This window comes from Gammaproteobacteria bacterium (genome assembly GCA_029884425.1).
Lineage (GTDB): Bacteria > Pseudomonadota > Gammaproteobacteria > S012-40 > S012-40 > JAOUHV01.
The window spans coordinates 1-11331 of the sequence record JAOUHV010000071.1 but is presented as its reverse complement, the minus strand read 5'-3'; the positions used below and the strand labels follow the sequence as shown (position 1 = coordinate 11331).

The following is an 11331-nucleotide window of genomic DNA, read 5'->3' as shown; positions in this document are numbered from 1 at the left end:
GCATCAAACCGCGGGTGAATGGCGACTGGGGTGCGATTCGCACCATTCCTGGTAATGTTCCCACCTTTTACAGTCACGGTGAAAAATCCGGTGATGTGCGCGCCATTCAATGGCTGGATGGATTCGTACCCGATTCCATGTACGAAAATCTGGAGCTGAAAGCGTCTCTGCCCAAGCTGGAAGGCTGCGTCGGCAAGCTGCGCGTTTACACGCCGGTGGTGCAGTTCTGTGATTCAGGGTTGATGAATGCCTGGATCAAGGAGCCCACCAACCAGTTTTCCGCAGACGTGATTTCTGCCGGCTATGCGCCCTATTTTGACGTGGTGCGCAACAACACAAAAAATCCATTGCCGGAAAGTTGTGGCGGCGTGGCAGAAACGGTAGAGGTTTATCCGAGCGCAGAAGATATCGACAGCTATTTGCCCGTGGCCAATCCGGTGGCGAACAAGGCAAGCGCCGAGCGTAATGACTCGCAGGATAATGCCTCCCTGGCATCGGTGGGTTGGTTCTCTGTGCTTGCCGCCGCGCTGTTAATGCTGATGCGGACGCGTCGCCGTTTGGGATAATCCCGCTGGGTAAAGCAGAAAACAAAAACGGGCGCGTTATGCGCCCGTTTTTTTATAGCGAACCCGCTGAAATTAAGCTTTCTTGCGGAAGGCGCCCATGCCCAACAGGCCCAGTGCCAACAGCACTAGTGCAGCAGGGGCAGGTACTTCGGTCGATGGGCCGCAAGGAACGCCGGGGGTGGGAACGCAAGTTTGGTTGCCACCGTCAACGGCCAGGGTGGCTTTGCCCAAGGTGACTTGCCAGCCGACGTTTGTGCTGTCGATGTCCATACGAACCTGCAGACCGGCATTCACTTGTGCTTCTGCCCAAGCGTAGCCACTCAGATCAAACGTGGTGAATTGCCAAATGTCATTACCACCGGCCAGAAAACCCAGATCTACCCAGCTACTGCCGTCAAAGGCCTGGATGATATCCCGTTCGCCGGGGTAAACAGTTGTACCAGCGTAATCAACATCAAACGCAGAAATTTCTAGGGTGATGCTGCTAAAGCCGGAGCCGGCGATGGCATTGTGGGTCCAGCCCCAATCTTGGTTTCCGTTACGATAGTAGGTGGGCGCGTCCTCTTTGTGAGCGTCACTCTCAACGAAAAACTCACCTGCTACGTTGTTGGAATATTCCTGCACGTCGGTGGTAGGTACCGCGTGAACAGCCATGGATGAACCCAGCAGCAGTGCGCCGAGGGCGAGCAGTTTAGTAACGTTCATTGATTTCTCCCGATTAGATTGTTTTTGTAACCCACGAAAAAAACACAGATTTTTCGTATGCTGGGATGCGTTAGGCAAGATTAAGACCAAATAAAAATTGTTAAACAATTCAAATGTCTGCATGTGCGTGAATCGCGTGCTGCGTGGCGAGTGTAAACTTGATCGACAGTTTTGCAGTGAGTGGCGGACAGGATTTTTCCTGTCCGCAAACAGTTAAAACCAGGCGCTGATGCCGATGGCGGTACTCCAGTGGCCACGATCATTGCGCAACCTTTCGGTGTCGCCAAGATTGCGTAATCCCTCGATGCCGATGTAGGGAGCCAGTTCGCGACGGGCCTGATAGTGCAATCGCAATCCTGCCTGCCATTGACTCAAACCGCTGCCGATTTGATGTTGCTCATCACGATGACTGTGAGCAACCAGTTCCATCTCTGGTTCCAATCCCAGGCGTTGGCTAAGCATCCATTCCTGGCCGAGTTTCAGATGAACGCTGCTGTGTCCCTTGTCATCGATAAATACGCTGGTGAGCGTTTCGATGAAATAGGGGGCCGTGCCATGAATGGCGAGCACCAGCAAGGTTTTGTCCGCAAGATTTTCCTGTTTTTCTGCGGCAATGCCCACTTGACCATCCCAAAACGGCAACAGTGCACGATTGAACAGCACTTGCTGCTTTTGTTCCTGGGTGATGCCATCCTGGTGTTCACCTTCGGATTTGATCCACAACTTGTTCAGCGTGTTGCCCAGCCACATTTGCGCGTTCCAGCGCATGCTGGTTTCGCCGTCGCTGCTGTTGCTGTGTTCCAGATGTTTGATCATCCCCTTGAGTATCATTGGATCATCGTCCATGGCCCAGGCCGAGCCGGTGGTGAACAGTGCAATCAGTGTCAGTAATATTTTCATGTTGTTCTCCTTACGCGACCCGAACCACACGGAACATGCCCATCATGTGATGCATCAGATGGCAATGAAACGCCCAATCACCTGCGGCATCCACATTGACTTGGTAGCTGATCTTGGCGCCGGGCTGAACGATGATGGTGTGTTTTTTGGGAAGACGCATGGCGTCGCCGGTTTCCAGTTCGCTCCACATGCCATGCAAATGCATGGGGTGATTCATCATGGTGTTATTGATGAACGTGACGCGAACACGCTCGCCCAAGCGCCATTGCAGCGGAGGTGCGTGATGACTGGGGATGCCATCAATCGACCAGTGGTAGCGCTTCATGTTGCCGGTCAGTTGCAGCACGATTTCGCGATCCACCGCGGGCGTGTGGTGATTGTGATTGGGGCTGCGCAGATCGGCGTAGGTCAGCACGCGCCGACCATTGTTGCGCAAACCCACGCCAGGATCATCAAGCCGGTATTGCGGATTTTGCGCAATCATGTCGATCAGCGGATTGTTGCTGTCCAGTGTAACGCCGTTGTTGGTCGAGTTTGATGGCGCTGCATGATTGCCATGAGACTGGTGCGAACCGTGTTCAGCGTGCGTTGACTGCGCGGCGGGTTCAGCATGTTGTTCGCCGTGCCCCATGCCCATGTCAGCGTGACTGAGTACCGGTTTGGCATCCATGGCGGGAATGGCAGCAAGCATTTTTTCATCGGGCGTGAGCGAGCCACAGGCGTAACCAGAGCGATCGATGGCCTGGGCAAATACGCAATATGGCTGGTTGGCCCGGGGTTCGACGATCACGTCGTAGGTTTCGCCGGGAGCAATGCGAAATTCATCGACGCTGACTGGTTGCACGTACTGACCATCCGCTGCAACCACGGTCATTTTCAGACCAGGAATGCGTGCATCGAAAAATGTCATGGCGCCGGCATTGATAAATCGCAGCCGGATTTTTTCACCGGGCGCAAACAAGCCGCGCCAGTGAGCGGCGGGCGTCATGCCGTTCATCAAAAATGTGTAACTGCTGCCGGTGACATCGGAAATGTCGCGGTCATTCATCCGCATCTGATTCCACATTTGCCGGTCACGCCAGGTTTGCAGCACGCCTTTTTCGCTGATGTCGCGCCACAAATCAGCCACGGTGCGCTCGTTGTAGTTGTAGTAGTGATCCAGTTTTTTCAGTTTGCGAAAGGTGATCGCCGGATCTTCATCGCTCCAGTCGGACAGCAGAATCACGTAGTCACGATCGTAACGAAATGGTTCCGGTTCCTTTGGATCGATGATGATCGCACCGTATAGGCCGGTTTGTTCCTGATGGCCGGAATGACTGTGGTACCAGTAGGTGCCACTTTGTTGCGCCTTGAATTGGTAAGTGAACGTTTCGCCTGGGGCGATGCCGTCGAAACTCAGTCCCGGTACGCCGTCCATGTTGGCAGGCAGAATCAATCCATGCCAGTGTATGGAACTGTCGACGCGCAACTGGTTGTTGACGCGGATGGTGATTAACTCACCTTCTTTCCAGCGCAAGGTGGGCGCGGGCAATGAGCCGTTGATGGTGGTGGCCATCGCCGATGTGCCGGTGAAATTTACCCGCTGTGCAGCAATTCGCAAATCAACGGAATTACCTTGAAGAATGTTGGCGGAATATGGCGTTGCATTTTGTGCGTAGGCCAGTGGAAATTTTGCGCCCAGGCCGCACAGCAGCGAGCCAGCGGCCACGCCTTTGACAAAACGCCGGCGTGATAAATGGGTTTCGGTAAACGACGAAACGCGATCATTGGATGTCATGATAATCCCCAAAATGGTTATAAAAAAATCGATCAGGCTTAAAGCGCAGAGCGTTTGGGGGGGCGATACAGTTTGTTGAGGCGTTGTTCAGAACTATGCATGGACACCGCAGGCAGTTGCGGTGGTGATAGTAGCGGAATGGAGGCTGTTGGTGGATTGGGCACAGCAATCATGCACAGACTGCAGTGGTCGTGCGAGCAGGTCGCGTGACGCTCATCGGCCTCTGGCTGCTGACAGTGATCGGTGCTGCTCATGCTGCTGACCGAATCACTGGTTTGCAGTGAGGTCATGAGCATGGCTTGCGCACTGGTACTGAACAGTAACAGAATGGCCAGCGAAATGCGGATCATGTTGGATGAAAGGTTGTGCATGTGATCATTTTTGTCCAAAACAGCTTATAGAGTCAAAATTCATCAACAAAGTTCAGCGAATGTTTTGGTCAAGACGTTTTTTGCTTGGCCACGGCATAGACTATGCTGTTAAACGGGCGGATTGATCCAGCCGCACACTATGACCTTAAATTTAGAAGAGAAAATACCATGCCCGAGATAATTCCCAATTGGCACCCGATGTTTGTTCATTTCAGCGTCGCGTTGCTGTCGCTGACGGTGCTGCTGCATTTGCTCACCAAGGTGGTGGGCGGCGCGCTGCAAAATGATGTGCGGCTGGTGGCTCGCTGGTGTCTGTGGATGGGGGCGGTAGCGGCGCTGTTCACCGGTGCCACCGGCATCTATGCGTTCAATACCGTGGCCCATGACACCCCTTCGCACCTGGCGATGATCGAGCACCGCAATCTGGCGCTGCCGACGATTCTGTTTTTTGCGGCGCTGGCGATTTGGTCGTTCATGCAGCGCCTGAAGGTGAAAGAGGCGTCGGCGCCATTTTTGCTGGCCTTGTTGGTCGCCGGTGGCCTGTTGGCGTCGACTGCGTGGCACGGCGCTGAGCTGGTGTATCGCCATGGTCTGGGGGTAATGTCCCTGCCGGACGCGGCGGAGCACGACCATGCCGCGGGTCATGATCACGCCGATGGTGGTCATGGGCATGACAATCTGGATTCGCACCCTGCCGGTGACGGTGAAAATATGAGCGAGGAAGGCGGCGAAACGGGCGAGTCGGTTATCCACCTGCACAAAGACGGCAGTGCCCACCAGCACTGATGGTTTGACCCCCGCCGGCGGCGGGGCAACGACGGAGACAGGATCATGATGGCACAACAAGACGTAGGCTGGGGAATGGGATTGGGGCATGTACCGCTGGGCTGGCTGTTTTGGGCGCTGGTGGTCGTCGGTTTGGTATTTTTGGTCAAATCGCGGTTTTTCTCAGGCAAATAATTGCAGGGAATGTCCGTGCCCGCCGGTTTCGGTGGTGGCAACGGCGGCCAAAAAATGCGACTATTAGCACCGGCTTTGCGGCGCTGGCTAATGGCGGCAAAGTCATGATTATTGATGATAACTGACTGAATTTTATGGCGATTGCCGGGGCTTATGGGGCTCCGGAGTGAAGGGTGACAGTATGGCGCGTGGCGTGAATAAAGTGATTTTGGTGGGCAACCTAGGTAAAGATCCAGAGGTGCGGTACATGCCGTCAGGTGGAGCAGTGGCGAATTTGACCATCGCTACCTCCGAAACGTGGAAAGACAAGGCGTCCGGCCAAAACCAGGAACGCACCGAGTGGCACCGGGTGGTGATGTTCAACCGTTTGGGCGAAATTGCCGGCGAATACCTGCGCAAAGGCTCCAAAGTGTACATCGAAGGCAAGCTGCAAACACGCAAATGGCAGGACAACAACGGCCAGGATCGTTTCACCACTGAGATCGTTGCCAGCGAAATGCAAATGCTGGACGGTCGCGGAGCCGGTGCAGCCGACATGGGCGGTGCAGCGCCGCAACAAGGCTACTCGAACGCGCCGCAGCAGCAATCCCGGCAGAAAGCGGGTGCCCAGTCTTCGCAAAATCAGTACGGCGATAATGCGCCGGCTGCCGTAGATTTTAGCGATTTCGACGACGATATCCCGTTCTAGAGTTCACCTATCGTAGTTTTGTAAACACAAGCCCAGTAGATATTGTTTCTGCTGGGCTTTTTTAATTGTCACGGTTTGACAAAAACGAAGTGGAAAGCTCTCTTATTCCGCAGCCATAAATCAATTTCTCCAGAAGCGCTTGTTGTGTTGGGGCGCGATCACTCTTTTGGTGCAGGCGAGACAAATCCTCGCCTGCTATCAGTGCAAAAAATAATTTATGCCCTGTTCCAGGAGGGTGAGTTGTTTTGATAAAACCAAATAAAAATACGCAGTTATCTCAAATTTCCAGCATTGGCATAGCTATTGCCGTCTGACGGTAAATAGACTTGAGATGTTTACCCATGAACGTATTGCTCATAGACGAATCCCTTTCAAGCTCAGACGTCCTGCGCAGGGCGGTCGTCAATGATGGCAATAGGGTTGTTTCTAACAATGACGTATCTTGGCTAATTGCCGGGCGGATAAAGTTGGTTGACGTAGAGCTGATTATTGTTAATGTCGAAGCGGTTTCTTTCGACATGATGAAGGCGCTGCGGCAAATTGTTCAGCATCATGCCTTGCCTATCGTTATTTTTGCGCAGCGTGAAGGCGTGGTTCGTAGTTCCGATGTGGTTAAGCTGGGGATTTGTGCATATATCATCGATGGACTTTCAGTAGAACGGATAAAGCCAATTCTGGAAGTGGCACAAGCGCGCTTTGAACAATTTCGCCTGTTGCAGGATGAAATTTTGGCCAGTAAACAAGCGCTTTCTGAACGCAAGGATATAGAGCGAGCCAAAGGTATTTTGATGCGTCAGCGAAATTTCAGTGAAGATGAAGCCTACAATACGCTGCGTAAAACCGCGATGAGTCAAAATAAACGCCTTGCTGACGTGGCGAGAAGTATTATCAGTGTGGCCGACATGTTTGGCTAAAAATCGTTGAAGCAGCTCTGATATCTCATCAATGGTGATGAGGCTGTTACACTATGGAAGTGGAAAAGACAATGTTGGAAAAAACGTTGGCAATTATATTGGCCGGAGGCATGGGGTCACGTTTGCATCCACTGACTGAAGACAGAGCAAAGCCTGCCGTTCCTTTTGGTGGAAAATATCGCATTATCGACTTTGTTCTTACCAATTGTCTGCGTTCTGGTATACGTCGGGTTTTGGTGTTGACGCAATATAAATCACACTCTCTGCAGAAACATGTGCGTGATGGGTGGTCGATATTTAATCCGGAGTTGGGTGAGTATATAACGCTGGTGCCACCGCAGATGCGTACTGGAGAGCGATGGTATGCGGGCACTGCAGATGCGATTTACCAGAATTTATATCTACTACAACGTAGTGGTGCCGAGCATATTATGATTTTGCCGGGTGATCATATTTATCGGATGGACTATGCGCCGATGATGGCGTTTTACCAGCAAAATGATGCTGATCTCACTGTCGCCTGTATGGATGTCGCCCTCGAGGAGGGTAAACAGTTTGGCATCATGGCGCTCGATGACAATATGTGCATTGAAAGTTTTGTCGAAAAACCCGCCAATCCTGCTCCCATGCCTGGCAGTAACGATCGAGCATTAGCGTCGATGGGAATTTATATTTTTTCAACCAACCGATTGTTGGATGTGTTGACTGAAGATCATGCGGATGAAAATTCATCTCATGATTTTGGCAAAGACATCATTCCAAAAATGATTCATTCCAGCAAGGTGTTTGGCTACCGATTCGGTGGCGAGACCGGGCGAGTTACTCCAGACAATTATTGGCGCGATGTTGGAACTATTGATGCCTATTATAAAGCCAATATGGATTTGCTGGATCAGGTGCCTCCGATGAACCTTTATCAGGTGGAATGGCCTATTCGCACCTATTCCGGGCAATATCCGCCAGCGCGCACGGTGTCCGGGGATGGTGGTAGTGAAGGTCTGGCGATCAATTCAATAGTCTCTAGTGGAACGGTAATTTCTGGTGCCAGTGCGCAGCGTTCAATTTTGTTTAATAACGTTTATGTCGGCGATGAATCGCACGTGTATGAGTCTCTGCTATTTGAAGGCGTCAAGGTTGGTCGTGGTGTCCATCTTAATAAGTGCATCATCGATAAAGGTGTTGAAATTCCAGATGGCGAAGTGATTGGATTTGATGTCAATGTTGATATGAAGCGATTTGATGTGTCGGCAGGCGGTGTGGTTGTTATTCCAAAAGGTTATCAATTTTAGATGTTCGCTCTGCACGTTAATGATGCGCTTATTATTTGTTTGTTGCACTGATGTGGCTCTTTTGGCGCCAGATTAATCTAGCTCATTGATCACTGGTTTCGGTAAAACAACAAGTTAGTGGTTTGTCACATAGTGTGCTGATATAAAACAAATGCTGTTATGAGATTTTAAGCAGCGAATATTTGGACAACGGCGTCCATTCACCAGACACAATTTGTGTCATTGGTGGGTGGGCGTTTTTTTTTGCACTGCAGGAAGGAAAATCAATGAAGCAACAACGTAAAACAAAACGGTTCAATATCACTCCAGCACTGCTGTTTCCTTTGGCAATACTGGCGGGTTACCAAAACAGTGCGAATGCAGATCCGCTTTATGAAGCGGTTGTCGGCGGAAAGGCTGGGGTTGAATTGCGCTATCGCTACGAGACCGTTGATCAGACGGGCATCAGTGAGAAGGCAGCAGCCTCAACATTGCGCACGCGTCTTAACTACGCAACGGCAGGGTTCAACGATTTTGCCGCTTTTATGGAGTTTGACAATGTCACTGCGCTTGGTCAGGTTAAATATAACGATGGTACAGGCTTGTCTTCGGCGAAAACCAGCTATCCGGTGGTTGTTGATCCTGAAGGTACTGAAGTTAATCAAGTCAATATTAGCTACAGCGGGATTGATAAGACGACGCTGACGCTCGGTCGCCAGAGGGTAGTTTTCGATAACGCTCGTTTTATCGGCAACGTCGGCTGGCGTCAGAATGAGCAAACCTATGATGGCCTCACCGTGGTCAATCGATCGTTGGCAGATACCAGCATTGCTTACGGTTATATACGCAACGTCAATCGAATCTTTGGTGGCACATCAAGCAAGGGTGATATCGATACCAAAACGCATTTGCTGAATATCGGTTATGAGGGTTTTGATGCGGGAAAGATAACGCTCTACGGGTATTTTCTTGATTTAGTCGACACACCTGCGGCATCCAACAAAACACTAGGAGCACGTTTCGCTGGAGGAACAAAACTGAACGACTCAATGAAAGCCCTTTATACCGCAGAATTTGCCAGTCAAAGCGACTACGAGCAAGGCGCTGCAACGATTGATGCAGACTATAGCCTGCTGGAACTGGGGGCGGAAGTCAGTGGTATTGTCACCAAGTTTGGGTTGGAAACGCTGGGGGCCGATGGTAGTGCGTTTAGTACGCCACTGGCAACCGCACATGCGTTTAATGGTTGGGCGGATAAGTTTCTAAATACTCCGGCCAATGGTCTGGTCGATAGCTACGTCAGTATTGGAGGCAATTTGTCAGGTGTTGACTTAACTGCGGTTTACCATGAGTACAACGCCGACAAGGTAAGTGCACGATATGGTGATGAGTTGAATTTGCAGGCAGCGAAAAAATTTGGCAAAGGCTACATGGCGATGGCCAAATACGCCAGCTATCGCGCAGATACCTGGCAGACAGATACCGACAAGGTTTGGTTAATGCTGCAGGCAAACTTCAAATAAACTATTTTGGTGCGTTTGCAAAGTCAGTGTGAGCGAAAATAGTGCAGATCCCCGCAAACGCGGGGATTTTTTATGGATGAAAGATAGTGCTATTTCAGACGATGGCATGTGATCTTGTTGAACAACAAGGGGTTGCGGACATAAAACAGGTATTGGCATAGCCATTGCTCAATAGAGTTCAGTGATTATCCGATTTGGAGCATGCTCGAGGTAGGGCGAGCTTACGGAAAAATTAATCAGCAAGCCAACGGCGGTTTGCATTGATGGACAACGGCGTCCATTCACGTCACAGAATTTTTCTGTGGTAGTGAATGGGCGTTTTTTTTTGCAAAACGAAATGAATGGAGTAGAGCATGTCTCTGAGTAAGAAAATGAAGGCAAAAAATCATCATCGATTTATGAAGAAAGCCTCTGTCGCAGTTATCTCGTCACTGGTTGTTAGCGTCGCAGCACTGTTTCCAAGCAGTGCCAGCTACGCTGTTGAAAATCTGGAGAAAGAAGATCTCAAGTTTGGCTTTATCAAACTGACCGATATGGCACCGCTGGCCATTGCCTATGAAAAGGGATACTTCAAGGATGAAGGACTGTATGTCACGTTGGAAGCGCAGGCAAATTGGAAAGTGTTGCTGGATCGGGTGATTGATGGTGAGTTGGATGGTGCGCATATGCTGGCGGGACAACCGCTGGGGGCGACGATAGGTTTTGGTACTCAGAATCACATTGTAACTGCGCTGTCCATGGATCTTAACGGCAACGGTATTACGGTTTCCAATGCTGTTTGGGCAGAAATGAAAAAACACGTTCCGCATAAAAACGGCAAGCCGGTGCATCCTATCAAGGCAGATTCGTTAAAGCCTGTAGTTGATAAATACAAGGATGAAGGCAAACCCTTTAAAATGGGTATGGTGTTTCCTGTTTCTACTCACAACTATGAGTTGCGCTATTGGTTAGCTGCGGGCGGTATTCATCCCGGCTATTATGCTCCACAAAAAGGTGATACCTCCGGTAATCTTAACGCCGACGTGTTGTTATCTGTAACCCCGCCGCCGCAAATGCCATCGACAATGGAAGCTGGCACGATCTACGGTTATTGCGTTGGCGAACCCTGGAATCAGCAAGCGGTTTTCAAAGGTATTGGTGTGCCGGTGATTACCGATTATGAAATTTGGAAAAACAATCCCGAGAAAGTATTTGGTGTCAGCAAAAAATGGGCGGATGAAAATCCCAATACCCACATTGCGGTTGTCAAGGCAATGATTCGCGCTGCATATTGGTTGGACGAAAAAAACAACGGAAATCGCGCAGAGGCAGTGAAAATTTTGTCGCGACCTAACTATGTTGGTGCTGACGCCAAAGTGATTGCCAATTCAATGACAGGCACGTTTGAATATGAAAAAGGTGACAAACGTGCGGTGCCTGACTTTAACGTGTTCTTCCGCTACAACGCTACGTATCCGTACTACTCCGATGCGGTTTGGTATCTAACTCAAATGCGTCGCTGGGGCCAGATTCCTGATGCGAAACCCGATAGCTGGTATATGGATATTGCCAAAAAAGTTTATCGTCCGGACATCTACGAAAAGGCGGCCAAAGAGCTGATTGCTGAAGGAAAATTAAAGGCTTCCGATTTTCCTAACTTTGCCACCGAGACGGGCTTCC

12 protein-coding genes are annotated in these 11331 nt (G+C 50.5%); 8 read left to right on the top strand and 4 right to left on the bottom strand.

Translation table 11 applies throughout. The annotated features are described in order from the left end of the window. Positions 1–566, top strand: a 566-nt coding sequence (locus OEW58_13470) for a YcnI family protein (protein ID MDH5302357.1), incomplete at its 5' end; no start/stop codon positions are given. 72 nt (positions 567–638) lie between these two features. On the opposite strand, the gene OEW58_13465 is transcribed toward OEW58_13470, so the two are convergent. From OEW58_13465 to OEW58_13450, 4 genes are all read right to left on the bottom strand, one after another. Further along, complete coding sequence (locus tag OEW58_13465; protein ID MDH5302356.1) at positions 639–1271, bottom strand: PEP-CTERM sorting domain-containing protein; 633 nt, start codon at positions 1269–1271, stop codon at positions 639–641. 213 nt (positions 1272–1484) lie between these two features. After that, positions 1485–2171, bottom strand: a complete 687-nt coding sequence (locus OEW58_13460; GenBank protein ID MDH5302355.1) for a copper resistance protein B — start codon at positions 2169–2171, stop codon at positions 1485–1487. 10 nt (positions 2172–2181) lie between these two features. After that, a complete protein-coding gene (locus OEW58_13455) occupies positions 2182–3948 on the bottom strand; it encodes a copper resistance system multicopper oxidase (protein MDH5302354.1) in 1767 nt (588 codons plus the stop codon). 38 nt (positions 3949–3986) lie between these two features. Next, positions 3987–4319 (bottom strand): hypothetical protein, encoded by a 333-nt coding sequence (locus OEW58_13450; protein MDH5302353.1) that lies wholly within the window; start codon positions 4317–4319, stop codon positions 3987–3989. A gap of 168 nt (positions 4320–4487) precedes the next feature. Here OEW58_13450 and OEW58_13445 point away from each other — a divergent pair, with 168 nt between their 5' ends. From OEW58_13445 to OEW58_13415, 7 genes are all read left to right on the top strand, one after another. Then, on the top strand, positions 4488–5105 hold the full coding sequence (locus tag OEW58_13445) for a DUF2231 domain-containing protein (GenBank protein MDH5302352.1): 618 nt from the start codon (positions 4488–4490) through the stop codon (positions 5103–5105). A 45-nt stretch (positions 5106–5150) separates the two neighbouring features. Next, entirely contained in the window at positions 5151–5279 is a 129-nt protein-coding gene (locus tag OEW58_13440; GenBank protein ID MDH5302351.1) for a hypothetical protein, read from the top strand. Between the two features lie 181 nt (positions 5280–5460). Next, a complete protein-coding gene (ssb, locus tag OEW58_13435; GenBank protein ID MDH5302350.1) occupies positions 5461–5967 on the top strand; it encodes a single-stranded DNA-binding protein in 507 nt (168 codons plus the stop codon). A 467-nt stretch (positions 5968–6434) separates the two neighbouring features. Continuing rightward, positions 6435–6881, top strand: a complete 447-nt coding sequence (locus tag OEW58_13430; protein MDH5302349.1) for an ANTAR domain-containing protein — start codon at positions 6435–6437, stop codon at positions 6879–6881. A 71-nt stretch (positions 6882–6952) separates the two neighbouring features. Continuing rightward, positions 6953–8170 (top strand): glucose-1-phosphate adenylyltransferase, encoded by a 1218-nt coding sequence (glgC, locus tag OEW58_13425; protein MDH5302348.1) that lies wholly within the window; start codon positions 6953–6955, stop codon positions 8168–8170. Positions 8171–8436: 266 nt separating this feature from the next. Then, positions 8437–9672 (top strand): alginate export family protein, encoded by a 1236-nt coding sequence (locus tag OEW58_13420; protein ID MDH5302347.1) that lies wholly within the window; start codon positions 8437–8439, stop codon positions 9670–9672. Positions 9673–10070: 398 nt separating this feature from the next. Next, positions 10071–11331: ABC transporter substrate-binding protein (locus OEW58_13415; GenBank protein ID MDH5302346.1), on the top strand; the 1261-nt coding region annotated here is incomplete at its 3' end.

Bases quoted from the DNA above. Each gene is read 5' to 3' on its own strand.
- ssb (MDH5302350.1), top strand. From the start codon at position 5,461: ATGGCGCGTGGCGTGAATAAAGTGATTTTGGTGGGCAACCTAGGTAAA.
- OEW58_13455 (MDH5302354.1), bottom strand. From the start codon at position 3,948: ATGACATCCAATGATCGCGTTTCGTCGTTTACCGAAACCCATTTATCA.
- OEW58_13450 (MDH5302353.1), bottom strand. From the start codon at position 4,319: ATGCACAACCTTTCATCCAACATGATCCGCATTTCGCTGGCCATTCTG.
- OEW58_13420 (MDH5302347.1), top strand. From the start codon at position 8,437: ATGAAGCAACAACGTAAAACAAAACGGTTCAATATCACTCCAGCACTG.
- OEW58_13445 (MDH5302352.1), top strand. From the start codon at position 4,488: ATGCCCGAGATAATTCCCAATTGGCACCCGATGTTTGTTCATTTCAGC.
- OEW58_13460 (MDH5302355.1), bottom strand. From the start codon at position 2,171: ATGAAAATATTACTGACACTGATTGCACTGTTCACCACCGGCTCGGCC.
- OEW58_13465 (MDH5302356.1), bottom strand. From the start codon at position 1,271: ATGAACGTTACTAAACTGCTCGCCCTCGGCGCACTGCTGCTGGGTTCA.
- glgC (MDH5302348.1), top strand. From the start codon at position 6,953: ATGTTGGAAAAAACGTTGGCAATTATATTGGCCGGAGGCATGGGGTCA.
- OEW58_13440 (MDH5302351.1), top strand. From the start codon at position 5,151: ATGATGGCACAACAAGACGTAGGCTGGGGAATGGGATTGGGGCATGTA.